Raw genomic sequence first — 25,595 nt, 5'->3', positions numbered from 1 at the left:
GTGCGGGGAAAAGCCTGTACAAGCGCCTCGACGGTGAGAATCCGAGCGCCCAGGCGCCCGGGTTTGAGAACAACGAATTCAAGGTTGCGCGCCATATGACTGCTCGGGTCCGAGTCATCGTGAAACTGGCCGCCGTCCTCGGCATCGCGCTCAGCGCCGCGATGGCGACGACTGCCGGTTCCATCCTCATCGCCGGTCCCGCGGCCGCTCAATCCGCCTCGAACATCGTGGTCGAAGGCAATCGCCGCGTCGACGCGGCGACGATCCGGTCCTATTTCGCGGTGAAGCCAGGCGAGTCGCTCTCGCCCGCCAAGATCAACGAGGGCCTCGCGGCCCTCTATGCCACCGGCCTGTTCTCGGATGTGAACATCTCCCACCAGGGCGGCCGGCTGGTGGTGCGCGTCTCCGAAAACGAGGTGATCAATCGCATCGCCTTCGAGGGCAATAAGAAGCTCAAGGACGACGCCTTGCTGGCGGAGATCCAATCCAAGCCGCGCGGTGCCTTGTCCAAGGCCGTGGTGCAGGCGGATACCCAGCGCATCATCGAGGTTTACCGCCGCGCCGGTCGCACCGACGTCAAGGTCAATCCCGTCACCATCGATCGCGGCAATGGGCGTGTCGATCTGGTGTTCGAGATCACCGAGGGTGAGAAGGTCGGCGTCAAGGAAATTAAGTTCGTCGGCAACAAGGCGTTCTCAGACTACAAGCTGAAGGACGTGATCACCACGACGACCACCAATTGGCTCTCCTTCCTCAAGTCCACGGACGTCTATGATCCGGATCGCGTGAATGCGGACCAGGAATTGCTGCGTCGCTGGTATTTGAAGAATGGCTATGCCGACTTCCGCATCATCGCCGCCAATGCAGAGCTCGTTCCCGCAACCAGCGGTTCACCGGCCGGCTATGTGATTACCTTCACATTGGACGAAGGCGCGCAGTATCGCTTCGGCAAGGTGGATGTGGTCTCCAATATCCGCGACGTGCCGGCCGCCAACCTGCGCAGCGCGCTGCGCATGAGCGAGGGGCAGGTCTATAACGCCGAGCTGGTCGAAAAATCGGTCGAGAACGTCACCATCGAGGTGTCGAAGAGCGGCTATGCCTTCGCCCAGGTGCGGCCGCGCGGCGATCGCGACTTCGAGAACAAGCGCATCAACGTGCTGTTCGTTGTGGAAGAGGGGCCGCGGGTTTACGTGGAGCGCATCGAGGTGCGCGGCAACACCCGGACCCGCGACTGGGTTATCCGTCGCGAATTCGATATCGGCGAGGGCGATGCCTATAACCGCGTGATGGTCGATCGTGCCGAACGCCGCCTGCGCAATCTTGGCTACTTCAAGTCCGTCAAGATCACCAACGAGCCTGGCTCGGCGCCCGACCGCATCATCCTGGTGGTGGATGTGGAAGACCAGCCGACGGGTGAGTTCGCGGTGTCTGGCGGCTATTCGACCTCGGACGGCTTCATCGCCGAAGTCTCTCTGGGCGAGAGGAACTTCCTTGGCCGTGGCCAGTATGTGAAGATTTCCGGCTCCTTCGGCCAGAACGCCCAGGGCGCGGAATTCTCCTTCACCGAACCTTACTTCCTCGGCTATCGGCTCTCGGCTGGCATCGACTTCTATTGGAAGGAAACCAGCGCGACCAGCTACACCTCCTATAATACCAACACACTTGGTGGAGGCTTCCGCTTCGGTCTTCCGATCACCGACGAAATCACGCTGGCGCTGCGCTACAACCTCTATCAGCGCGAGATCAACCTCGACTGCGCCGTGTGGGGCGACCCCTTCCTGACCTGCGCGGGAACTGCGTCCTGGGCGATCATCGAGGCGGTGGCGCAAGGTGCGACCATCACGTCGGCGGCGGGCTATACGCTCTCCTTCAACGGGCTCGACAGCAACATCAACCCGACCTCCGGCCTTTATGCGGAATTGAAGCAGGATTTCGCTGGCCTCGGCGGCGATGTGAACTTCATCCGTACCTCGGCTGACGTCCGCTATTACTATCCGCTGATCAGCGACTGGGTGCTGTTGGTGCACGGTCAGGCGGGCCACGTGAATGCCTGGGGCGACCAGGATTTGCGGATCATGGACAATTTCTTCATGGGTCCGAATCTGGTTCGCGGCTTCGCCCCGAACGGTATCGGCCCCCGCGACATGGCCTCGCTCTCCCAGGACTCCCTGGGCGGCACGTCCTACTGGGGCCTGTCGGCTGAAGTTCAGTTCCCGCTCGCCTTCCTGCCCAAGGACATCGGTCTGAAAGCGGCGGTGTTCGCGGACGCTGGCTCGCTGTTCGACTATCAGGGCCAGACCACCTTTGTGGGTGCCCCGGCGCCGTACACCTGCCCGGCGGGTGCCCAGAACGCGACCGGCAATGTCTGCGTGTTCGACGATAACGGCATCCGGTCCTCGGTGGGCGCGAGCCTGATCTGGCAGTCGCCGTTCGGTCCCCTGCGCTTCGACTATGCCTGGGTTCTGAGCCAGCAAGCCTACGACAAGGACCAGGCGTTCCGCTTCTCGGGCGGCACCAAGTTCTAATCCTGTCCTCTCATGCGGGCGTCGGCGGTCTTGCCGCCTGACGCCCGCAGCGTATCTAAATCATGAGCGATCCTCTCTTTTTCCCCCTGCCGTCACCGCTGACCCTCGCGGAGGTTGCGGCACTGAGCGGAGCGCGCGCCCTGGCGGGTGACCTGCCCGCGGGTGATCTGCCCGAAGGCTGTCTTGTCCGCGGGGTCTCAACCCTCGCCGACGCCGGGCCGGGCGATCTGGCCTTCTTCGATGCGCCGCGCTACCGCAGCGAATTCGAGGCGACCCGGGCCAGCGTCTGCATCACGACCGAGAAACTCGCGGAAGGCGCGCCGGCCGGCCTGATCGTGCTGGTGTCCCCGCGTCCCGCGCTCGCCTTCGTCAATGTCACCCGCTCCCTGTTTGCCACCGCGCTGCGGCCGCAACCTGTGTTCGGCCATCAAGGCATTGCGCCCGGCGCCTTCATTCATCCCACCGCCCGGCTCGAGGACGGCGTGACTGTCGATCCCGGCGCGGTGATTGGCCCGGACGTCGAGATCGGCGCGCAATCGGTGATCTGCGCCAATGCGGTCATCGGTGCCGGTGTGCGCATCGGCCGGGAGACATCCATCGGCGCCGGGGCCATCCTGATTCATGCGCTGGTCGGCAATCGCGTGATTCTTCACAGCGGCGTGCGCATCGGCCAGGACGGATTCGGCTATCAGCCGAGCCCGCGCGGTCATCTCAAAGTGCCGCAGATCGGCCGGGTCGTGATCCAGGATGATGTGGAGATCGGCGCCGGCACGACCATCGACCGCGGCGCGCTGCGCGATACCGTCATCGGCGAAGGTACCAAGATCGATAATCTCGTGCAGATCGCCCATAATGTGGTGATTGGCCGCCATTGCGTGATCGTCTCGCAGACCGGCATCTCGGGCAGCACGACCCTCGGTGATTTTGTCATGCTGGGCGGCCAGGTGGGCGTAATCGGCCATGTGCGCATCGGCGACGCGGCGCAGATCGCGGCCTCGTCCAATGTGAAAGACGATGTTCCGCCCGGCGTGCGCTGGGGCGGATCGCCGGCCAAGCCGGTGCGGGAATGGTTTCGGGAAGTGACCGCGCTGAAGAAATTGGGTCAGGCAAGCACCCGACGCAGCGATGAAGGGGGGGACGAATGAGCGACGCCAGCAGCAGCCCCGAGGCTCTTTCGGCCGAGAGCGAATGCAAGGTGCTTGCGAGCGCCGATCTGCAAAAGATCCTCCAGTGCCTGCCGCATCGCTATCCGTTCCTGCTGGTGGACCGGGTGGAGCGCATCGACAGTGACAATTCCTGCGTCGGCGTGAAGAACGTCACGGCCAACGAACCGCATTTCCAGGGCCATTTCCCCGGCAATCCGGTGATGCCCGGCGTGCTCATCATCGAGGGCATGGCGCAGACCGCCGGCGTGATCTGCATTCTCTCAAAGCCCGAGCGCCCGGCGGACCAGCCACCGCCCTTGGTTTATTTCATGACCATCGACGAGGCCAAGTTCCGCCGTCCCGTCGTGCCGGGCGACGTGCTTGAATATCACATGACCAAGATCTCGCGTCGCCGCAACATGTGGTGGTATCGCGGCGAGGCGAAAGTGGGCGGCGAGCTTGTCGCCGAGGCGCGCCTTGGCGCGATGATTACCGGATTCTGATGTGCCCCTGATTGACCCTCTCGCGCGTGTTTCCGACGGCGCCATCCTCGCCGACGATGTCCAGATTGGCCCGTTCTGCACCGTCGGGGCGGACGTCACGCTTCATGCCGGTGTCCGGTTGATCTCCCATGTGAACGTGCAGGGGCAGACCACCATCGGTGCGCGCACCGAGGTTTATCCCTTCGCTTCGCTCGGCACGCCGCCCCAGTCCGTGCATTATAAGGGCGAGCGCACAGGGCTCACCATCGGCATGGATTGCGTGATCCGCGAACATGTGACGGTCAATATCGGCACCGCCGGCGGGCGCGGCGTGACCCGCATCGGCGATGGCTGCATGCTGATGACCGCCGCCCATGTGGGGCACGATTGCAACGTCGGCAACCATGTGATCTTCGCCAATAATGCCACCCTCGGCGGCCATGTGGACGTGGGCGACCATGTGTTTCTCGGCGGCCTGTGTGCGGTACATCAATATACCCGCATCGGTGCGCAGGTGATGGTCAGCGGCATCACCGGCGTGCGCGAGGATGTGATTCCCTATGCCTATGTGCTCGGCCAGGCCGGGCGTCTGGTGGGCCTCAACACCATCGGCATGAAGCGGCGCGGTTTCACGCGGGCGGATCTGCATGCCGCGCGGGCCGCCTATCGCGATCTGTTCTTCGGCGCCGGCGTGTTCGCGGAACGTCTCGCGCGGCTGCGCGAACAGACCGAGGCCTCGCCGTTCGCACGCGAGATTGTGGATTTCATCGACGCCGGCAAGAATCGCGCGCTCTGCCAGCCCGCGCGCGGCGTCGTGCACGAGGAATGAGCCGGTGACCCGTGCGCCGGTACAACACGGGCTGAAGGCGCAGGGCCTTGGCCCGGCCGGCGGCGCACCCGGTGTTAACGCCTCAACTTCTGTCCAGGAAGGGCCGCTGGCCATCGTCGCCGGCGGCGGCGCATTCCCGGCGGCGGTCGCGGAAGCGGTGCGCGCCCAGGGGCGCGATGTTCTGCTGCTGCTCATGAAGGGCTTCGCCGATCCGGCTCTGGAGCGTTATCCCCACCATTGGTTCCGCCTCGGTTCGCTCGGCAGCGTCTCCGCCGTGGCGCGCGCCCGCGGGGTGCGCGACGTGGTGATGGTGGGAACGCTCACCCGCCCGCGCTTGTCCGATCTCGGGCTGGATTGGACCACCATCCGCCTGCTGCCGCGTGTCGCGCGGCTGCTGCGCGGCGGCGATAACCATCTACTGTCCGGTGTCCTGGGCCTCGTGGCGGAGCAGGGCTTTCACCTCATCGGCGCGCACGAGGCGGTGCCGGGGCTGCTGCTGCCGGAAGGCGTGCTCGGCCATGTCCAGCCGAGCGCCGAACAGCAAGCCGATATCAAGCTCGGCCTTTCGGTGGTGCACACGCTCGGCCCGTTCGATGTGGGGCAGGGGGTGATCGTGGTGAACGGCTTCGTCGCCGCCGTGGAGGCCGCCGAAGGCACCGATGCCGTGCTGGCGCGCTATGAAGCCCTGCGCACCAGCGGGCGGCTGCGCTTTCCCATGCGCGCGGGCGTGCTGGTGAAGGCGCCGAAGCCCGATCAGGATCGCCGGGTGGACCTGCCGTCCCTCGGCCCCGGCACCGTCGCCTGCGCGGCGCGGGCCGGGCTTGCCGGAATCGCCTTCGAGGCCGGCGGGGTCATTGTTCCAGATCCGCAGGAACTGGTCCGCGCGGCCGATGCCGCAGGCCTGTTCGTGCTCGGCGTCGCGCCGGGGGGGCGGGCGTGAGCACCGGTCTGCCGGCGCGCCCGCTGCGCGTTTTTATCCTGGCGGGTGAGGAATCCGGCGACATGCTGGGTGGTGCGGTCATGGCGGGCCTGCGCCAGCTCGCGCCTGCCGGCGTCGTTTTCACCGGGGTCGGCGGGCCGCGCATGCAGGCGGCGGGGCTGGCGAGCCTGTTTCCCATGGACGATCTGACCGCCATCGGCTTCGGTCAGGTCTTCGCCAAGCTGCCCACCATCCTCAAGCGCCTGCGCGAGACGGTTGAGGCCATCTGCGCCGCTCCGCCGGACGTCCTGGTGCTGGTGGATGCGCCGGACTTCACCCATCGCGTGGCCGCGCGGGTGCGGCGTCACAATACGCAGATCCCGATTGTGAAATATGTGTCGCCCACGGTCTGGGCGTGGCGGCCCGGCCGGGCGAAGGCCATGCGGCCGTCCATCGATCATCTGATGGCCTTGCTGCCGTTCGAACCGGATGTGCATCTGCGCCTTGGCGGGCCGCCGACCACTTATGTCGGCCATCCGCTGCTGGAGCGGCTCGCCGAATTGCGGGCGAGTGCGGCGCAACCGGCGCGTCCCGCCCATGAGCCGCCGCTGGTCCTGGTGCTGCCGGGCAGCCGGCGCAGCGAGGTGGAGCGGCTGGGCGCGGTTTTCGGACAGGCGATCGGGCATCTTGCAAGCCAACGCCCGCTGGACGTGGTGTTGCCCACACTTCCGCGCCTGCTGCCCATGGTCGAGGCCCTGGTTGCGGACTGGCCGGTGCACCCGCGCGTCGTTACCGACGCGGAGGAAAAATATGCCGCGTTCCGTACGGCGCGGGCCGCGCTCGCGGCGTCCGGCACGGTGACGCTGGAACTGGCGCTTTCCGGTGTGCCGACGGTTGCGGCCTATAAGGTGGCGGCGTGGGAAGCGGTTATCGCGCCCTATATCCTGAAGCTGCCCAGCGTCATCCTGCCCAATCTCATCCTCGGCGAGAATATCGTGCCGGAATTTCTCCAGCACGATTGCACGCCCGAGCGGCTTTCGGGCGCGCTGGGCCGGCTGCTGAAGGATGGCGCGGATCGGGACCGGCAGATCGAGGCGTTCGCGCGGCTGGATGAGATCTTCGGTACCGAGGACGAGGCCCCGAGCCTGCGCGCCGCGCGGGTGGTGCTCGCCACGGCCGCCGCCCGGCGCTGATATCCCGCGTTTTCGGCCGTGTCCCGACGGTGTGCCCAAGCTGCTCGCCCCGTGGTGGCGCGCGACCTTGCGGTTTCTTGAAACACAACGCCCCTTCAAACGACGCCCCTTAAAACGACGCCCCTTAAAACGAAAAACGCGGCCCTTCGGCCGCGTTTCTTTTGGTAGGAAGCGCCGGCGCCAGGCGGTGCCGCGAGCCTCGAAAGGCTCACGCGGCGTGCATCACTTGCGCTTGGCCATCGGCACGTAGTCGCGACGCTCGGCGCCGGTGTAGAGCTGGCGGGGACGGCCGATGCGCTGGCCCGGATCCTCGATCATTTCCTTCCACTGGCCGATCCAGCCGACCGTGCGGGCAACCGCGAACAGCACCGTGAACATGGTGGTGGGGAAGCCCATCGCCTTCAGGGTGATGCCGGAATAGAAATCGATGTTCGGATAGAGCTTCTTCTCGATGAAATATTCATCGTGCAGCGCCACGCGCTCCAGCTCGATGGCCACGTCCAGTAGCGGATCGTCCTTGATGCCGAGTTCGGTAAGAACCTCGTGGCAGGTCTGCTGCATGATCTTGGCGCGCGGGTCGTAATTCTTATAGACCCGGTGGCCGAAGCCCATGAGGCGGAACGGATCGTTCTTGTCCTTGGCGCGGTTCACGAATTCCGGAATGCGCTCAGGACGGCCGATTTCCGTGAGCATCTTCAGCGCGGCTTCGTTCGCGCCACCGTGGGCCGGTCCCCACAGGCAGGCGATGCCGGCGGCAATACAGGCGAACGGGTTGGCCCCCGAGGAGCCGGCGAGACGCACCGTGGAGGTGGAGGCATTCTGCTCGTGGTCGGCATGGAGGATGAAAATCCGGTCCATGGCGCGGGCGAGCGTCGGGCTCACCTTATAGTCCTCGCACGGAACGGCGAAGCACATGTTCAGGAAGTTCGAGGTGTAATCCAGCGAGTTCTGGGGATACACGAACGGCTGGCCGATGGAATATTTATAGGCCATCGCGGCAAGGGTCGGGATCTTCGCGATCATGCGGATCGACGCGATCAGGCGCTGCTGCGGGTCGGAAATATCGGTCGAGTCGTGATAGAAGGCCGAGAGCGCGCCGACCGAGGCCACCATGATGGCCATGGGGTGGGCGTCGCGGCGGAAGCCCTGGAAGAACCGGGTCATCTGCTCGTGAACCATCGTGTGACGGGTCACGGAATAATCGAAATCGGCCTTCTGCGCGGCGGTGGGCAGTTCGCCATAGAGCAGGAGATAGCAGGTCTCCAGGAAGTCGCCGCCTTCGGCGATCTGCTCGATGGGATAGCCGCGATAGAGCAGCACGCCTTCATCGCCGTCGATATAGGTGATCTTGCTCTCGCACGAAGCCGTGGAGGTAAAGCCCGGGTCGTAGGTGAACATCCCGGTCTGGCCGTACAGCTTGGAGATGTCGACGACCGAGGGGCCGATGGTTCCGCCGTTGACCGGCAGGTCCCAGCTCTTCTCACCCACTGTCAGCTTGGCGGCTGAACCTGCGGTTTTGGTGGTGGCGTCCATAAGGTCTCCCATCTGTAAGCGGGGAAATGGTACCACCTTCGCGGATGCGAAGGGTCTGGCGCGCAGTCGTAAACCCTCCCTAATTTTGCCGCAAGCGTGACCATGCCTTCATGGGGCGCAACACGCGGTGAAGCGGGCCGAAACCCTTTGCCGCGTCTTGATTCCATTGTGTCGGCGGATGCGGATTTTTCGCGTCCGCTCCGTCAATCTCCTGCCGCGTCGCGGGAAAAACGGCGGTATCAATGCTCGAAAATCGGCCGACGAGGCACAAATGAAAACGCCCGGCGCAGGGCCGGGCGTTCGATCAAGGTGCCATCCGGGAGCTTAGTCGGCCACGGCCGGCAGGCGGCCGGCGACGGTCGCGATGCGGGTCTTCAGGGCGCGCCAAGTGGCGAAATCATTCAGCCGCGAGGTTTCGCCGAGGCCGATGAGCGCCGCCGCAACGAACGGCAGGCTCTGCACCACCAAAGCGAGCGCATAAAGATCGACCTCGCGCACCACGTGCCAATTGGTCATGTGCAGCGCCACGCCCGATCCCAGCAGCAGGGTGCCCACCACCGCCTCGGGCAGCGCCGGGAAGGAGCGCGCGGCACCCGAGAGCCAGCCGCCGCCCTTGGCGGTGCGGGCGAAGGCGAGGTCCTTGTAGCGGAAACCGTCGAACACCGCCTTGGCGACCGTGAACTGCACCGCCATGGCGGCGATCGCCGCGCCCAGCATGCGCAACGGCGTGGTGGCGACCCGCATGCGGTACATCGCAATGAAATGCAGCACATAGACCACGAAGGTGGCGATGATCGGCAAGGTGAGAATATGCGCCGGAACTGCGATGCCGAAGGCGAACACGAACGGCACGAACACCAGCGACAGGATGGCGGCGAGCGCGCCCACCGATTCGGCCCCGAGCCAGGCCACCCAGCCGAGCAGGAAGTGACGGCGCTGGGCCGTGGTCAGGCGCGAGCGGGCCGGCAGGAAGCGCGACCAATGCTTGCGGATGATCTGGAAGCCGCCGTAGGCCCAGCGATGGCGCTGCTTCTTGAACGCCTCGAACGTATCGGGCAAGAGGCCCCAGCCATAGCGGGTGCGGGTATAATGGGTCTTCCAACCGTTCTCGGCGATGGTGAGGCCGAGGTCGGTATCCTCGCAGATGGTGTCGGACGACCAGGAGCCGGCCTCCATCATGGCGGCGCGGCGCACCAGGCACATGGTGCCGTGCACGACGATGGCGTCATCCTCGTTGCGCTGGACCATGCCGACGTCGAAGAAGCCGGCATATTCCGCGTTCATGGCCTCGTGCATCGGGCTCAGGTGCGCGTCGCGATGATCCTGCGGTGCCTGGACGAGGCCCACGGTGGGGTCCTCGAACACCGGCACGAGATCCTTCAGCCAATTGGGCGCGACCACGTAATCGGCATCGATTACGCCGATGATCTCGGCATCGGGGGCGGTGTGCTCCAGCGCGATGCGCAGGGCGCCGGCCTTGAAGCCGCTGATCTTCTCAAGGTTCAGGAACTTGAAGCGCTCGCCGAGCGTGGCGCAATGGGCGCGGATCGGCTCCACCATCGCCGGGTCGGGCGTGTTGTTGAGCGCGACGACGCATTCGAGGTTGGGATAATCCAGCCGCGCCACCGCATCCAGGGTCTGCTTCAGCATCTCCGGCGGTTCGCGATAGGCGGGGATGTGGATCGACACCTTCGGATAGCGCGAGAGCGTGGCGGCGGGCCGGGCCTCCACCAGACGCTTCGGGGCGGGGCCGAACGCGACGGCGGCCAATTCCTCGATGCGATAGAGCAGCACGATCACCAGCGGCACGAGCAGAACCAGGGACAGCAGCAGCGTCACATAATTGCCGCCGGTGACATAATGCGTGGCCCAATGGTTGAACACCAAGGCGACCCACGCCCCGACGCCGTTCGCCGCAGCAGCGAGCACGGCGCCTTGCGATACGGTGACGGTCTGCGAGGCGCGCAGCATGGGCAGCGAGAACACGAGGCCCAGCAGCAGGGCGAGAATCGCCGTCTGGTTGAACGTGTTCGGCACGATCGGGCCGGTCAGCGGGAATTTCAGGTGCCGGTTGGCGTCGAACACGCCCCAATATTGGCCCACCGAGCCTTCGAAGCTCTTCCACGGGGCGTCGAACGCCTCAATGATATTATATTCGATGCCCATGGCTTCGGCGCGGGCCGTGAAGGTGCGGATCACATTCGCCTGCGCGAGTTCGCCCGGCACCGCCCCGTCGCGATTGAAGCCCGCGCTCGGCCAGCCGAACTCGGCAATCACGATGCGCTTGCCGGGATAGGCGGCGCGCAGGCGATTATAAATATCTATGGAGCGGTCCACGACCTGCTCGGCGCTCACGCCTTCCCAATAGGGAAGAATGTGCGCGGCGATGTAATCCGATGCCGACACCAGCTCGGGATGGTCGAGCCACACGTTCCAGATTTCGCCTGTGGTGACGGGGGTGCTGGTCTCGCGCTTTACCTTGCGGATCAGCTCGGCCATCTCGGCCGCGCTCTTTTCGCCGCGGAAGATGGTTTCGTTGCCGATTACCAGGCCTTCGACATTGGGATTGCGCTTCGACAGTTCGACCGCCGCGCGGATCTCCTTTTCGTTGCGGGCCTCGTCCTTGTCGATCCAGGCGCCGACCGTCACCTTCAGCCCGCGCTCGGCGGCGATGGCGGGGATCAGCTCCAGTCCCATGGTGGACGAATAGGTGCGGATGGCGCGGGTATAGTCGGCCACCGCATTCACATCCGCGCGAATCTGCTCCGCCGTCACCGGCGGGCCCTTATCGGGGTGGCGGACGTCTCGGCTATAGGGCGCGAAGGACAGGCTCGAAAAGCGTTCCGTAACGCTCGGAGCGTGAACTTCCGGGCGCACGGAATACCAGATCGCGGCGTGAAATCCGGTCACAACCGTGATGATGGCTGCAGCAGCAGCAAGGCCGGGACGCATTGGCGGAGACCCACTCGAAAGGGAAATCGAACCGTTAACGCAGACTTAAGACGTCGGTTCCTGATCTTAAGCTACGGAGCACCCTTTCGACCTGCCCCAAGGTCGGCAGCGCCATTTTCGCGGCACTGCATCGAGACACTAAACCTCTCAAATCAAGAGGTAAATGGGAAGTGTGGCGGGCGATGGGCGGCCCGGAGGCCGCGCCGTGATCTAATTATTGCGCCGGTGCAGCAACATAGTCGGGATTAACCCAACATTGATGAACCCGCGCGCCCAAACGCTCCTGCGCTTTTTGATCGATGTTGCCCTGGCGCACCAAGCAGCGGAACGCCAGCTTGAGGTGCTCGGTCGGGCAACCGAACCGCTCGTACATGTCGAGATGGCGGCGCGCGGTGTCGATATCGTCGCGCCACAGCAGCGCGGCAATGCGCCGCCCGGTCCAGACACATTCCGGCAAACCGGCATTGCCCGGCAGTTTCGCGGCTTCGGTGAATTCCTCCACGGACCGGCGCTGCGCCTCCCGCGCCGCCTGCTGCTCCGGCGTGATCTGCTCGGCGGGGGTTGCGGGCTTTTGGTCGGTTCCCTGCGACTGGGCGGAAACCGGACCGGCGAACGCGAGGAACAGGGCGCCCGCGAGGAGCGTGAGACGGAAACGGTCCATATTGGCCATTGGGTTCGAAGGCTGAGGGGCGGAAGACGATCCGCGGCGGCACCTTAGGAGAATGTCGGGAATTTGTCAGCATGAGGACGCGCAGCAAAAGAGGCACCAGCGGCGCCCCGCCGCCCTTGGCCTGCCTCGGTTGCACCGCAATGGCTTCACAGGGTTGTCGTGAAGCTTTATGTCGCTGCACACGCGCTGCGGCCCCAGCCCTCGGGAGATTTCATGACATCGTCTTTGCGGTTGCCGCTCCTGCTGACACTTGTGGTGGGCGCGGCTGTTGTGGCGCTCGCCGGCTGGATGGGGCGGCCGGTGGCCATGCCGCCGTCTCCGCTGGCCGCCGGCGAAAAACTGCAATGCGTGTCGTATGCCCCTTTCCGCGACGGCCAATCCCCGCTGATCAAGGGGCTCGTGATTCCCGAACAGCAGATCGACGAGGATTTGGCGCAATTGGCGAAGATCACCGATTGCGTGCGCACCTATTCGGTGGAAATGGGGCTCGACAAGGTGGCGCCGCTGGCCCGCAAGCACGGGCTCAAGATGTTCCAGGGCATCTGGCTCGGCTCCGAACGGGCGCGGAACCGGATCGAGATCGATGCCGGGGTGAAGCTCGCGCAGCAATATCCCGACGTGATCCAGGGGGTGATCGTCGGCAATGAGGTGATGCTGCGCGGCGAACTGTCCTCCTCCGACATCTCCGCCATCCTGCGGGAGGTGAAGTCCCGCGTCGGCGCCACGCCCGTCACCTATGCCGACGTTTGGGAATTCTGGGAGCGTGCCCCGGCGCTTGCGGCGGACGTGGATTTCATCACCGTGCACATCCTGCCCTATTGGGAGGACCTGCCGGTGGCGGCCGATCAGGCGGCGCGGCATATCGACGAAACCCGCCAGCATGTGGCGAAGATGTTTCCCGGCAAGGAAATCCTGATCGGCGAGACCGGCTGGCCGAGCGCCGGGCGCATGCGCGAGGGCGCGCTTCCGGCGCCCTCGCAGCAGGCTCTGGTGATGCATGAGCTGCTGAAGCTGGCCAAGGAAAAAGGCTATCGGGTCAATGTCATCGAGGCGTTCGACCAGCCCTGGAAGCGGGCGAACGAGGGTACGGTGGGCGGCCATTGGGGGCTGATCGACGCCGGAACGCGCGAACCGAAATTCCACTGGGGCGAGCCGGTCTCGGATCACCCCTTCTGGCGCGCCCAGGCGGCAGTGGGGGTCGCGATCGTGGTGCTGGCCTTCGGCGCGGCGCTGTATGGGGCGAAAAAGCGGGCGAAGAGCGTGCGCCCGCGTGACTGGCTCGCGGTCGCCCTGATCGCGTTCGCCGGGGGGGCGACATTCGGGCCAGCGCTCGCGGCGCTGCCGCTGGAGAGCCTCGGCTGGATTGGCTGGACGCGCAATCTCGCCTTCGTCGCGGTCTCGCTCGGCGCGATGGCGGTGATTCCCGCGGCCATCGGCGCTAGCGTGCGGCTGCCCGCGCTCGCCATCGTGCTCGATGGTGCGCGACGCCGACAGGAGGACGGATTCGCGGTGGCCGCCGCGGCTGTTCTCGCCCTCGGCGTTCTCGCCATCGGCGAAGCGGCGTTCGAACTGGTGTTCGATCCGCGCTACAAGGACTTCCCGATCAATGCGTTGACGCCGGTCGCGGCGGCGCTCGCCGTGTTCGCCTTGCTGCGGCTGCCGGCCGGGGCGGGGGCGGGCATGGCGGAACGCACGGCCTTCTGGTGGCTGCTGGTCGCGGGACTATTCGTGCCGCTCAACGAGACGCTGCAGAATTGGCAGGCGCTGTGGTTCGGCCTGATCTGCCTGGCGCTCGCCGTTACGCTGTGGCGGGTCCGGGCCGCGCGAGCGACAGGATGAGCAGCATCGCCGCGATCGCACCTGCGATATTATTGTAGAGTACCAGCGCGATCCCCGCGAACGCGATCCCGACCGCGAATGTGACGAGGCGCGGTCGCCAGAGCTGCACCAAAGCGGCGGCAAGGGCGATGCCGCCGAACACCGACCAGCCGAACAGGGCGATGGTGGCCGCGCGCAGCTTGCACTGGAAGGTGGCGAGCCCGGCATCGCAGGCGAGGCCCACGGTGGATGGCTCGATGATCAGATAGCGCACATAGATCGCCCAGCCGGTGGCGCCCATGCCGATCGCGATCAGCCAGTTCATGGCGCGCGGTCCGGGACGGAAGCTGCGGTCGGTGGCGGTATCCATGGGCGCGTCCTGCAATGGTGTCCCTGCCAGATGGCATCATCCCCGCCGCGAGACAACTCCCCCGGCGGCCGTTTGCAGCCCGGAGCGTCTTCTTGGAGCGGCGTCTTGCCCCGCGCAACCGAGCCCCGCTCCGGCTTCGCCATCCGTTGCGCGTGAAGGAAGGCTTCACCCATATTCGGTTACAGGCGGGGATCCCGGTGCCTCGCCGACATCGGATGGCGACAAGGGCGTGGTTTTCGCTCTAGAAGGGCCGCGTTGGTCGTGGCGTGAGGATTTCCATGAGCGAACGCAGTCTTCTTGTCGTGATTCTGGCTGCCGGCGAAGGCACGCGCATGGCGTCGCGCCTGCCCAAGGTGCTCCATAAGATCGCCGGCCGCACCATGCTGCACCATGTGCTGGAGGCGACCCGGGGCGCCGGAGCGACGCGCATCGCCGTGGTGGTCGGTCCCGGCCGTGCCGATGTGGCCGAGGAAGCCCATCGCATCGCCCCCCATGCCCAGGTGTTTCTCCAGGAAGAGCGGCTCGGCACGGCCCATGCCGTGCTCGCCGCCCGCGCGGCGCTGGCGCAGCCGGTGGACGACGTGCTGGTTCTCTATGCCGACACGCCGCTGGTGCGCTCCCAGACCCTGCTGGCCCTGCGCGCGCCACTGGCGAGCGGGGCCGCCGTCGTGGCGCTCGGTTTCTATGCCGCCGATCCCACCGGCTACGGCCGGCTGATCACGCATGGCGGGGAGTTACTGGCGATCCGCGAGGAAAAGGACGCGAGCCCCAGCGAGCGGCAGATCGATTTCTGCAATGCCGGGCTGATGGCGCTCTCCGGCGCCCATGCGCTGGATCTGCTGGAGCGCATCGGCAACGACAATGCCAAGGGCGAATATTATCTCACGGACGCGGTGGAGATCGCCCGCGCCCAGGGCCACGCCACCATCGCCGCCGAGGGCGAGGCCGAGGATGTGGCTGGCATCAATAGCCGCATCCAGCTGGCCGAGGCGGAAGCCATCATCCAGAAGCGGCTGCGGCTTGTGGCCATGGCGGGCGGCGCGACCCTGGTCGCCCCCGAGACGGTGTTCTTCAGCGCCGACACCGAGCTTGGCCGCGACGTGATCGTGGAGCCGCACGTGGTGTTCGGTCCGGGGGTGCGCGTCGGCAATGACGTGGTGATCCATTCCTTCTGCCATCTGGAAGGGGCGCACCTGGAAAGCGGCGTCACCATCGGCCCCTATGCGCGGCTGCGGCCGGGCACGCGGCTCGATACCGGGGTGCGCATCGGCAATTTCGTCGAGACCAAGGCGGCCCACCTTGAACGCGGCGTTAAGGTGAACCATCTTTCCTATGTCGGCGACGCCCATGTGGGCGCCAACAGCAATCTCGGGGCCGGCACCATCACCTGCAATTACGACGGCTTCACCAAATCGCGGACGGAGATCGGCGCGGGCGCCTTCATCGGCGTGCATTCAGCGCTGGTGGCGCCGGTGACCATCGGCGCCGGAGCCTACGTGGGCACCGGCTCGGTCATCACCGATAACGTGCCGGACGATGCGCTGGCGATCGCCCGCGGGCGGCAGGTGGTGAAGCCCGGCTGGGCGCCGGAATTCCGCGACCGCGCGAAGCAAAAGGATTGATCGCTTCGCCCGCCGGGCGACCGGTCGTCAGGAAGCGAAAGAGGAAGTGATGCTGCGCTGCGCCGCGAGGGCTGGCGGCGCAGCATGAAGCGGGCTTTAACCGGCCTCGGGTGTGACATTTACGGAGCGCAATCGGTCATGTGCGGCATCGTCGGCATTCTCGGCAAGACACCCGTTGCGGAAAACCTGGTGGAATCGCTCCGCCGCCTGGAATATCGCGGCTATGATTCCGCGGGCATCGCGACCCTGGAGGACAACCACCTCACGCTCTGCCGCGCCGAAGGCAAGCTGCGGAACCTCGAGAAGAAGCTGGACCGCCACCCGCTGCACGGCCACACCGGCATCGGCCACACCCGCTGGGCGACCCACGGCAAGCCCTCGGAACGCAATGCCCACCCGCACGCCACCAAGCGGGTTGCTGCGGTGCACAATGGCATTATCGAGAATTTCCGCGAGCTGAAGGAAGAGCTGATCGGCCGCGGCATCAGCTTCAAGAGCGACACTGACACCGAGGTGGTCGCCCAGCTGGTGGATCGCGAATTGCTGGCGGGTCTCGACCCGGTGACCGCCGTGGGTGCGGTGCTCCCGCGCCTGAAGGGGGCGTTTGCGCTGGCCTTCGTGTTCGACGGCTTCGACGATCTGATGATCGCGGCCCGGCGCGGTTCGCCGCTCGCCATCGGCTATGGCGAGGGCGAGATGTTCCTGGGTTCGGACGCGATCGCGCTCGGCCCGTTCACCGACACCGTCTCCTATCTGGAAGAGGGCGATTGGGCCGTTCTGCATCGCGGCGGCGTCGAAGTGCGCAACGAGCGCGGGGCGATCGTGCAGCGGGCGATCCAGAAGGTGGCCGCCGGCACCTTGATCGTCGACAAGGGCAACCATCGCCATTTCATGGCGAAGGAGATTTACGAGCAGCCCGAGGTCATCGCCCACACCTTCAGCCATTATGTGGACATCGCCGAGGAGGTGGTGTGCCTGCCCGAGCTGCCGTTCGCGCTCGCCGACATCAACCATATGTCGATCACCGCCTGCGGCACGGCGCTCTATGCCGGTGCGGTGGCGGAATATTGGTTCGAGCGGTTCGCGCGCATTCCGGTGAGCACCGACATCGCATCCGAGTTCCGCTATCGCGAGACCCCCTTGCCGCCGGGCGGCGTCACCATCGTCATCTCCCAGTCGGGCGAAACCGCCGATACGCTGGCCTCCCTGCGCTATGCCAAGGAATGCGGGCAGAAGGTGGTGGCGGTGGTGAACGTGCCGACTTCCACCATCGCCCGCGAGGCGGATGTGGTGCTGCCGATCCTCGCCGGTCCGGAAATCGGCGTCGCCTCCACCAAGGCCTTCACCTGTCAGCTCGCTACCTTGCTTTGCCTCGCGGTGGCGACCGGCCGCGCGAAGGGCAATCTTTCCCTTGAGGACGAGCATCGCCTGGTGCGCGCCATGATGGAAGTGCCGCGCCTGATGACCGAGGCGCTAAAACTGAGCCCGGAGATTGAGGTTCTCGCCCGCACCCTCTCCAAGGCACAGGACGTGCTCTATCTCGGCCGCGGCACCAATTATCCGCTGGCGCTGGAAGGCGCGCTGAAGCTGAAGGAAATCTCCTACATCCACGCCGAGGGCTATGCCGGCGGCGAGCTGAAGCATGGCCCCATCGCGCTGATCGACGAGAAGATGCCGGTGGTGGTGATCGCCCCGTCCGACCGCATCTTCGACAAGACCGTCTCCAACATGGAGGAGGTGGCGGCGCGCGGTGGCCGGATCATTCTCGTCACCGACCCAGCCGGCGCGGCGCAGGCGAACGTGGACGCGATCCAGAAGCTGATCCTGCCGGAGATGCCGGCGACCGTGGGGCCGCTGGTCTATTCCATCCCGGTCCAGCTGATCGCCTACCACACGGCGGTCATCATGGGCACGGACGTGGACCAGCCGCGCAATCTGGCGAAATCCGTCACGGTGGAGTGAGGGAGGGCGATCGGCGTTTGCGAATGGAGCGCCGCAGGATCGGAAGCAAAAGATTTGGCAGCTGAACGGAGCGTAAGGCGGTGCTGTCTTACGCTTGTTGCCAACGCATCGTTAAAACAGCGGCTGATTGGTAAGGGTGGCTATGAGGCTAGTCATGGCTTGCGATATTGTCGTTCTTCATTGCGCCGCTGAGCACGATCTGCCGAATGATGAGGAAATTACGTATATTAATCCGCTTCAATATGGAAACCAAAAAGAGGCGGGGCCAACCCATACCGCAATCTGGAAGAAGCACTCGGTAAAAACTAATACATATGAAACCCACAAAATGGCGGGAGACACCGTATTTTTTGTCAATTTTGTTCAGCTTCTCAAGCTCAAGAATCTTGATGATGATTTCTCATATCAATTGATAAAAAATCAAATTATCCATAATTGTGCAACGGCGCGAAAAGTCATGATTATCGTTCATGGTCGCGCCGGGGATGGTGAATTTTCCTGGACCTATAAAGCATCGCATTCAAAAGAAGTGTCCTCGGGTCAAGCGTTGCATAATAAAGCTCAATTTCTGCGCTATGATGATATGGCGACGCAGCTGAGTGATGTTCTTTCCCAGAAATCCCATCTTATCTCCCTGATCATGTGCTATGGCGCCCGCTCGGAATTGGCGTATGGGGAAAATCACGAAAAATTGGACGATCCTGATTTTATCAAGGACAGTTACGCTTACAGATTTTTTGAAAATTTCTGCAAAAGAAATAAAAATAATACTTATATTTTGACTGCACGAACAGGAATTACAAGTATTAATGTACTTTATAAGAATACAGATGTTGGCGTGATGAAAGTCATGCCCGAGGCTGATGCGATTATTCGTGCTCAGCTAGAAGTTGAAGAGCGTGAGATTGTCGTGGAGTACAGTAGTAAATACGATGAAATGAACGCGGAAAAGGGATTTTCCCAAGCCGATAGGGGCATTGCCCAGATAGAGCTCTCCCGGGCCAAAGGAGAAAAAGCTCCCGAGTGGAAAGATGTTCTGCCCGAGTTAAAAAAAGCGTTGCCAAATTTAAAAGATCCGACCATCAACCGGATCTATCGCTATCATAGCGTCACTCAGGCCGCCGCCAAGAAGCCGGATCCCAAGACGTTTCAGCCCAAGGTCGGCAAATTTGTCTATGTCCACAAGGCAAGGACAGGCGACATCGCAGTCTACCGCCGCTATGTGGATGGAAAATTGGCAAAAGATAAGAAGGGGCGCCTGGACAAATATCTCGATGGAAATAATCTCGACGAGATCGGCGAGGTCGTAATGACCATCCCCATGAGCTGAGGGACTTCACCCACCGCGCTCCCACCTCCCTCACCGCGACGGCCGCGTCACCATGAAGAGCGCGAGCACCGAGAAGAAAATCCCCAGGCCGATCAGCACCGCCATCGGCGCGCCCATATACCAGGACGCGCTCCAGGTGCCGACGAAGCTGGTGAGCGCCAGCAATTTCACGGGCCAGGGAATGGCGCCCGTTTCCTGCCAGCGGGCGACGCTCGGGCCGAGATAGCGGTGGTTGAGCAGCCAGGCCTCGAACTTCGGCGAGGTGCGGGCGAAGCACCAGGCGGCGAGAATCAGGAACACCGTGCCCGGCATCATGGGCACCACCATGCCGATGGCGCCGAGGGTGAGAAACACGCAGCCCGCCGCGAAAATCGCGCGGTGCAGCAGCATCCCGCGCAGATCGGTGGGGCGCGGGCGGGGATCGGGGGAGGGCGTGGCTGGCATGTCGGGCGGGACCATCGTCCTTCAACCGGCCGAGAGCAAGCGCATCGCCGCATCGCGCTCGTGGAGATACAGCATCATCCGCACCGGCGCGCTCTGGGCCCCGCCGAGCGTGGGATCGGCGCCGACGATGCGCGCGGCGACTTCCCGCGCCTGCGGCACCAGGGCCGCATGCACATCCAGGCGGGCGAGGGCGAAGCCGGGAAAGCCGCTCTGGCGGGTGCCGAGCACGTCGCCTTCGCCGCGTAGGCGCAGATCCTCTTCCGCGATGGCAAAGCCGTCCTCGCTCTCGCGCAGAATCGCGAGCCGCGCCTTGGCGGTCTCACTTAAGGGACCGCGATACAGCAGCAGGCAGGTGGAGGCCTTGTCGCCACGTCCCACGCGTCCGCGTAACTGATGCAATTGGGCAAGGCCGAAGCGCTCGGCATGCTCGATCACCATGATGGTGGCATTGGGCACGTTCACGCCCACTTCCACCACCGTGGTCGCCACCAGGATGCGCGTCTCCCCGCTGGCGAAGCGGGCCATCACCGCATCCTTCTGCGCCCCGGACAGGCGGCCGTGGACAAGACCGGCCTTGTCGCCGAAATAATGCTGCAGGCTCTCGTGGCGTTCGCTGGCGGCGGCGAGGTCGGAAACGTCGCTCTCCTCCACCAGCGGGCAAATCCAATAGCATTGCGCGCCCTGCATGAGCGCGCGCCCCACGGCGGCCACCACCTCGTCGAGCCGCTCGATGGAGATAGAGCGCGTGTCGATGGGCTGGCGTCCCGGCGGCTTTTCCCGCAGTTCGCAGCTGTCCATGTCGCCGAACAAGGTGAGCACGAGGGTGCGGGGAATGGGGGTGGCGGTCATCAGCAGCATGTCCACAGCCTCCCCCTTGCGGGAGAGCGCGAGGCGCTGTTCCACGCCGAAGCGGTGCTGCTCGTCCACGATGGCGAGCGCGAGATCGGCGAAGGCGACGTCGTTCTGGATCAGCGCATGGGTGCCGAGCACGAGGCGGATGCGCCCTTCCCGCAGGCCGGCGAGAATCGCCTCGCGGGCGCGGCCCTTCTCGCGACCGGTGAGGATCGCGGTTTCGATGCCCGCCTTAGCGGCGAGGGGGGCGATGGTTTCCAGATGCTGGCGGGCGAGGATCTCGGTCGGCGCCATCAGCGCCGCCTGTCGTCCGGCCTCGATCACGCCGGCAGCGGCGAGCAAAGCCACCACGGTCTTACCCGAGCCGACATCGCCCTGGAGCAGGCGCAGCATGCGCTTTTCCGAGGAGATATCGGCCGATATGGCGGCGAGCGCGGTTTCCTGCGCGCCGGTCAGCGAGAAGGGCAGGGCGCTGCGCACGGCGCGGGTGATATGCCCGTCGCCGATGCTCGCCCGCCCGCCGGTCTCGATCTGCCGGGCCCGCACCAGGGCCAAGGTCACCTGATGGGCCAGCAATTCCTCGAACGCGAGGCGCTGCCAGGCGGCGCCGGTGGGTTGCGCCTCGACGAGATCCGCCGGCCGGTGCACCCGGTGCAGCGCGTCGCGGAAGCTCGGCCAGCGACCGTCCAGGAATAGGTCCGCCGGCATCCCGTCTAAGGGGATCATCTCCGGCAGGTCCGGGATACGGGCAAGCGCCGCCTCGATGGCCCGGCGCACATGGCCGGCGGCGAGACCCTCCACGAGCGGATAGGTGGGTTCGATGGGCGGCAGCTTGGCGAGGCCGGCGGCATCGAGGATACGGTCGGGATGGGTCATCTGCCGCATGCCGTCGTAAAGCGTGATGCGGCCGCACAGCCAGCGCGTCTCGCCGACCGGCAGCAGGCGCTCGAGGCGGGTGCGGTCGATGTTGAAATGCACCACGGTCAGATCGCCGCTTTCATCGCTCACCAGGGTGCGATGGGGCGCGCGGCGGCCGGGGGCGGGGGGGTGATGGTCCTCCACCCGCACTTCCACCGTTACGTCGGTATCGGGCGCGGCATCGGCGATGCGCGGGCGAGCGCGGCGGTCCACATAGCCGGAGGGCAGATGGAACAGCAGGTCGATCACCCGCGGCGTCTCGCGCGCCAGCAGGCGGGCGAACGGCTTTTCCAGTTTGGGGCCGATGCCCGAAAGGCTGGTCAGGGGCGCGAAGAGGGGATCGAGCAAAGCCGGGCGCATGCGCGGGGAAAGTGGCCGAGCCTGCCGCCGCGCGCAAGAGCATGCGATGCAGAGCATGCCATGCAAAGCACAAGGGATGGGAAACTTAACCGCGGCCGGCGGCGTTGAACCCCGCGGAGGCGATCCCATCTTTCCAGGAAGCCGGGAATGCCCCTGCCATCAAGGTGTTGGCCGCCTGGCGCGCGAAAAGCCCGCGCCAGCCGCTTTTGAAAGTGGTGTACTATGTCCGGCGAGCAATCTGTGGAGCAGGACGGCGCGATGGCGGATACCGACGCCGAGAAGCAGGAACGCATTTCGTTCGTGCTCGGCCTGCGCCATCGCGGCATCCAGGATCTGGCGGTGTTGCGCGCCATGGAGCTGGTGCCGCGCGCCTTGTTCGTGGACCCGGCCCTGCGCCGGCATGCCTATGACGACGTCGCCCTGCCGATCGCCTGCGGGCAGACCATGTCGCAGCCGAGCGTGGTCGCCGCCATGACCGAGGCGCTGGCGGTGAACGCGCAGCACAGCGTGCTGGAGATCGGCACCGGATCGGGCTACCAGGCGGCGGTGCTCTCCCATCTCGCCGGACAGGTGACCACCATCGACCGCTATCGGCAGCTGGTGAGCGAGGCGCAGGTGCGCTTCAACGTGCTGGGGCTGCGCAATGTCACCGCTTTCGTGGGGGATGGGCGCACCGGGCTGCCGGCGCGCGCGCCGTTCGATCGCATCCTGATCACCGCTGCGACGGCGGAATTGCCGCAGGCCTTGGTGGATCAGTTGCGGATCGACGGAATCCTGGTCGCCCCCATGGGCGATCCCAGCGAGGTCCAAACCCTGACGCGCTTCGTCAAAGGCGCGTCCGGCCTCGTGGCCACGCAGATGATGCCGGTGCGATTCGTGCCGCTTGTCGCCGGGGCAGCCGCGACTTTGTAAACAAAATGCCCCTCTCGGTGCATTGCACCGGCCGCTTTGCTCCTCTATCCACATGGTTCCGCGTCCGATGCGGAGAGGAATTCAGGGGACATGATGCGGCTCGGATCGCGCGGTCGCGCCGTGGGGGTCACCCTGGCGCTCAGTCTCGGGCTGGCCGCATGCGGCGGTCGCCCACCCGGCATATTGGTGCCGGTGGAATACACCGTGCCGGGCGCCAGCGTGGTTGAGATGGTGGTGGCCACCACCCGCGCGCCCGCCAAGAACCTCGACATGTTTTCCGGCGACCGCGGCACCACGCTGAGCTTTGCGGAGATCGCGGTTTCCATTCCGCCCGCCGCCAATCGCAAGGTGGGCGACGTGCAATGGCCGAAGAGCGTACCGGGCAATCCCGCCACCGATTTCGTGACCCTACGCGCCGATGTGCTGACCCAGAGCGCCGCGCTCGACTGGTTCAACAAGCGCATCAAGAAGACGCCCCGCCGGCAGGCGCTGATCTTCATCCACGGCTATAACAACCGCTTCGAGGACGCCGTCTTCCGCTTCGCGCAGATCGTGCACGATTCAAACGCGCCGGTAACGCCGATCCTGTTCACCTGGCCCTCGCGCGGCAGCCTGCTGGCCTATGGCTACGACCGCGAAAGCGCCAGCTATTCGCGCGATGCGCTGGAAAAGCTGCTCACGGGCCTCGCCAAGGATCCGGACGTGGGGGAGATTTCCATCCTCGCGCATTCCATGGGCAATTGGGTGACGCTGGAGGCCCTGCGCCAGATGGCGATCCGCAACGGCCGCATCGCGCCCAAGATCCGCAACGTCATGCTGGCCGCACCGGATGTGGACGTGGACATCTTCCGCACCCAGTTTTCCGATTTCGGCAACCCAAAGCCCAACTTCACCATCTTTGTGTCGCAGGACGACCGGGCGCTCCAGGTGTCCAGGCAGGTGTGGGGCTCGGCCGCGCGGCTCGGGCAGGTGAACCCCGAGCAGGAGCCGTTCCGCACCGAGTTCGAGCGCGACCACATCACGGTGCTGGACCTCACCAAGCTCCAGACCGACGACAAGCTGAACCACGGCAAGTTCGCCGAAAGCCCGGAAGTGGTGCAGATGATCGGCGGCCGCCTCGCCGAGGGCCAGACCATGACCGACGGCCGCGAGGGCGTGGGCGATCGCATCATCCAGGTCACCGCCGGAACCGCGACCACCATCGGCACGGCGGCCGGCGTGGTGCTCTCCGCGCCGGCGGCGGTGCTCGATCCTTCCTCGCGCGAGAATTACGGCGCGCAGGTGGAAAGCCTCGGCAGTCACTTGTCGTCAACCGCGGGCTCGACAGGCCGCCTGCTCACCACCGTGCCGAAGGTAGAGTGATCCTTCGCGACGTTGCGTAATTGTCACACTAAAGGAAATGCTGAGGAAGGCTCCGGAGCTTAAGGCGCCGTTTACTGCTGGGGCTCTTAAGTGGCCGCATGTTCGTTGCGTGCGAGTTCGGTCACATGCTTTCTTCCCGCGAAACCTTGGGACAAAACGTCTTGGCGCGGCTCGCCATGGTCGGGCTCGTCTCCGGTGCGCTCGCCGGGTGCAGTTCGGATTCGGCGCGCTTCTCCGCTCCGGGGCCGATGGCAAGCCAGGGCTCGCCGGAGGTGACGGGTTCGCTCGGCGCCGCGCCGACGGGCCGGGTCGATGCCGGTCCCATCGCCTCGGCGCCCCTGGCACCGGCCGGTCCGCCGGTCGCCTATGCCGCGCCCCCGCCGTCGGGCGGACAGCCCTTGTACGGCGCGCCCAATTATGGCGCCGCGACCTATGCCGCGGCCCCGCCCGCCCCGGCGCCGACACATACGACGGCCCGCGCCGCCAGCCATGTGGTGACCCCAGGCGAAACGCTCACCTCGGTGGCACAAAGCTATGGCATGACCCGGGCGCATCTCGCGCAGGTCAATGGCATCTCCCCGGATGCGCAGCTGAAGATCGGCCAGACGCTCGTGGTGCCGCCGGGCACCGCCGGAAATCTGGCGCAGATCCGGCCCGCGCCGGCCGCCGCCAAGCCCAGCGTCGTCGCAGCGGTGCCCACGCCCGTGGCTCCGCCTGCCGCGCCCAAGACCGTCGTCGCCGCCAAGCCGGCGACCGTGCCCTCCGCGCCGACATCCGCAGTGACCGCTGCGATCCCGTCTGCTACCGCTCCGGCCAAGGTGGCGTCCGCAGCCCCGGCGAAGGTCGAGACCGCCGCCAAGGTGACGCCAGCGGATGATGCTGACGACACCGCCCGCACCCCCGGTTCCGGTCCCCAGTTCCGCGCCCCGGTGCGCGGCCGGGTGATCTCCGGCTTTGGTCCCAAGCCGGGCGGCGCCCGCAATGACGGCGTGAATTTCGCGGTGCCCGAAGGCACCGGCGTGCGCGCCGCCGAGGATGGCGTCGTCGCCTATGCCGGCAACGAGCTGAAGGGCTACGGCAATCTCGTGCTCATCAAGCATGCGGACGGCTATGTCACCGCCTATGCCCATAACAGCGAGCTGATGGTGAAGCGCGGCGACACCGTGCGGCGCGGCCAGATCGTCGCCAAGGCCGGCCAGAGCGGCGGCGTCAGCACACCCCAACTTCACTTCGAGATCCGCAAGGGCTCCCAGCCCGTGGACCCGAGCCAATATGTGGCGGGCCTCTGAGCCAGGACCGTCCGACGCTGTTCCTCCAAGAACCACCTTAAGGCCGGGCATCGTCCCGGCCTTTTTTCGTCGGTCCGGCCCAGGGCGTGCCGTGCCTTGACGCGCGCA

At 65.4% G+C, this 25,595-nt stretch carries 19 protein-coding genes; 13 read left to right on the top strand and 6 right to left on the bottom strand.

The features are described 5' to 3' along the window. The first annotated feature begins 119 nt into the window (after positions 1-119). The 6 genes from bamA to lpxB all read left to right on the top strand — a co-directional run bounded on the left by bamA (position 120) and on the right by lpxB (position 7,093). The gene (gene bamA, locus V5G24_RS14165) at positions 120-2,525 is read left to right on the top strand and encodes an outer membrane protein assembly factor BamA (RefSeq protein WP_445322299.1); all 2,406 of its coding nucleotides are present in this window, start codon (positions 120-122) and stop codon (positions 2,523-2,525) included. 62 nt (positions 2,526-2,587) lie between these two features. Then, a complete protein-coding gene (lpxD, locus tag V5G24_RS14160; RefSeq protein ID WP_394081868.1) occupies positions 2,588-3,670 on the top strand; it encodes a UDP-3-O-(3-hydroxymyristoyl)glucosamine N-acyltransferase in 1,083 nt (360 codons plus the stop codon). Then, positions 3,667-4,173 (top strand): 3-hydroxyacyl-ACP dehydratase FabZ, encoded by a 507-nt coding sequence (fabZ, locus tag V5G24_RS14155; protein ID WP_394081870.1) that lies wholly within the window; start codon positions 3,667-3,669, stop codon positions 4,171-4,173. The genes lpxD and fabZ overlap by 4 nt, the downstream gene beginning before the upstream one ends. A gap of 1 nt (position 4,174) precedes the next feature. Continuing rightward, complete coding sequence (lpxA, locus tag V5G24_RS14150; protein ID WP_394081872.1) at positions 4,175-4,981, top strand: acyl-ACP--UDP-N-acetylglucosamine O-acyltransferase; 807 nt, start codon at positions 4,175-4,177, stop codon at positions 4,979-4,981. A gap of 4 nt (positions 4,982-4,985) precedes the next feature. Further along, complete coding sequence (locus V5G24_RS14145; protein WP_394081874.1) at positions 4,986-5,921, top strand: LpxI family protein; 936 nt, start codon at positions 4,986-4,988, stop codon at positions 5,919-5,921. Continuing rightward, entirely contained in the window at positions 5,918-7,093 is a 1,176-nt protein-coding gene (lpxB, locus tag V5G24_RS14140) for a lipid-A-disaccharide synthase (RefSeq protein ID WP_394081876.1), read from the top strand. The genes V5G24_RS14145 and lpxB overlap by 4 nt, the downstream gene beginning before the upstream one ends. Positions 7,094-7,315: 222 nt before the next feature. Here lpxB and gltA read toward each other — a convergent pair whose 3' ends face one another. The 3 genes from gltA to V5G24_RS14125 form a co-directional block, all read right to left on the bottom strand. Continuing rightward, complete coding sequence (gene gltA, locus V5G24_RS14135; protein WP_394081878.1) at positions 7,316-8,626, bottom strand: citrate synthase; 1,311 nt, start codon at positions 8,624-8,626, stop codon at positions 7,316-7,318. Positions 8,627-8,950: 324 nt separating this feature from the next. Beyond that, positions 8,951-11,578, bottom strand: a complete 2,628-nt coding sequence (locus V5G24_RS14130) for a glycosyltransferase (RefSeq protein WP_394081880.1) — start codon at positions 11,576-11,578, stop codon at positions 8,951-8,953. Positions 11,579-11,792: 214 nt separating this feature from the next. Further along, positions 11,793-12,248 (bottom strand): hypothetical protein, encoded by a 456-nt coding sequence (locus V5G24_RS14125; RefSeq protein ID WP_394081882.1) that lies wholly within the window; start codon positions 12,246-12,248, stop codon positions 11,793-11,795. Between the two features lie 213 nt (positions 12,249-12,461). Between V5G24_RS14125 and V5G24_RS14120 the strand changes: the two genes are divergently transcribed. Next, complete coding sequence (locus V5G24_RS14120) at positions 12,462-14,087, top strand: glycoside hydrolase family 17 protein (protein ID WP_394081884.1); 1,626 nt, start codon at positions 12,462-12,464, stop codon at positions 14,085-14,087. Here V5G24_RS14120 and V5G24_RS14115 read toward each other — a convergent pair. Then, entirely contained in the window at positions 14,047-14,436 is a 390-nt protein-coding gene (locus tag V5G24_RS14115; RefSeq protein ID WP_394081886.1) for a hypothetical protein, read from the bottom strand. The two genes, V5G24_RS14120 and V5G24_RS14115, sit on opposite strands and share 41 nt — an antisense overlap. Positions 14,437-14,714: 278 nt before the next feature. On the opposite strand from V5G24_RS14115, the gene glmU reads away from it, so the two are divergent. From glmU to V5G24_RS14100, 3 genes are all read left to right on the top strand, one after another. Continuing rightward, on the top strand, positions 14,715-16,058 hold the full coding sequence (glmU, locus tag V5G24_RS14110) for a bifunctional UDP-N-acetylglucosamine diphosphorylase/glucosamine-1-phosphate N-acetyltransferase GlmU (protein ID WP_394081888.1): 1,344 nt from the start codon (positions 14,715-14,717) through the stop codon (positions 16,056-16,058). 138 nt (positions 16,059-16,196) lie between these two features. Beyond that, entirely contained in the window at positions 16,197-18,020 is a 1,824-nt protein-coding gene (glmS, locus tag V5G24_RS14105) for a glutamine--fructose-6-phosphate transaminase (isomerizing) (RefSeq protein ID WP_394082121.1), read from the top strand. Between the two features lie 154 nt (positions 18,021-18,174). Beyond that, positions 18,175-19,350 (top strand): hypothetical protein, encoded by a 1,176-nt coding sequence (locus V5G24_RS14100; RefSeq protein ID WP_394081890.1) that lies wholly within the window; start codon positions 18,175-18,177, stop codon positions 19,348-19,350. Between the two features lie 30 nt (positions 19,351-19,380). Here V5G24_RS14100 and V5G24_RS14095 read toward each other — a convergent pair whose 3' ends face one another. Continuing rightward, positions 19,381-19,794 carry a YbaN family protein gene (locus V5G24_RS14095; protein ID WP_394081892.1) on the bottom strand — a complete coding sequence of 138 codons (414 nt, stop codon included), beginning with the start codon at positions 19,792-19,794 and terminating at the stop codon, positions 19,381-19,383. A 21-nt stretch (positions 19,795-19,815) separates the two neighbouring features. Continuing rightward, positions 19,816-21,924, bottom strand: a complete 2,109-nt coding sequence (recG, locus tag V5G24_RS14090) for an ATP-dependent DNA helicase RecG (RefSeq protein WP_394081894.1) — start codon at positions 21,922-21,924, stop codon at positions 19,816-19,818. Between the two features lie 258 nt (positions 21,925-22,182). On the opposite strand from recG, the gene V5G24_RS14085 reads away from it, so the two are divergent. The 3 genes from V5G24_RS14085 to V5G24_RS14075 all read left to right on the top strand — a co-directional run bounded on the left by V5G24_RS14085 (position 22,183) and on the right by V5G24_RS14075 (position 25,487). Then, a complete protein-coding gene (locus V5G24_RS14085) occupies positions 22,183-22,836 on the top strand; it encodes a protein-L-isoaspartate(D-aspartate) O-methyltransferase (RefSeq protein ID WP_394081896.1) in 654 nt (217 codons plus the stop codon). Positions 22,837-22,926: 90 nt separating this feature from the next. Beyond that, complete coding sequence (locus V5G24_RS14080; RefSeq protein ID WP_394081898.1) at positions 22,927-24,198, top strand: alpha/beta hydrolase; 1,272 nt, start codon at positions 22,927-22,929, stop codon at positions 24,196-24,198. A gap of 125 nt (positions 24,199-24,323) precedes the next feature. Further along, positions 24,324-25,487 carry a peptidoglycan DD-metalloendopeptidase family protein gene (locus V5G24_RS14075; RefSeq protein WP_394081900.1) on the top strand — a complete coding sequence of 388 codons (1,164 nt, stop codon included), beginning with the start codon at positions 24,324-24,326 and terminating at the stop codon, positions 25,485-25,487. The last annotated feature ends 108 nt before the right edge of the window (positions 25,488-25,595 follow it).

It is taken from the genome of Roseixanthobacter finlandensis (genome assembly GCF_043195105.2).
GTDB lineage: Bacteria > Pseudomonadota > Alphaproteobacteria > Rhizobiales > Xanthobacteraceae > NCEH01.
The sequence above is the reverse complement of the archived record's forward strand: the minus strand, read 5'-3'. Positions and strand labels throughout refer to the sequence as shown.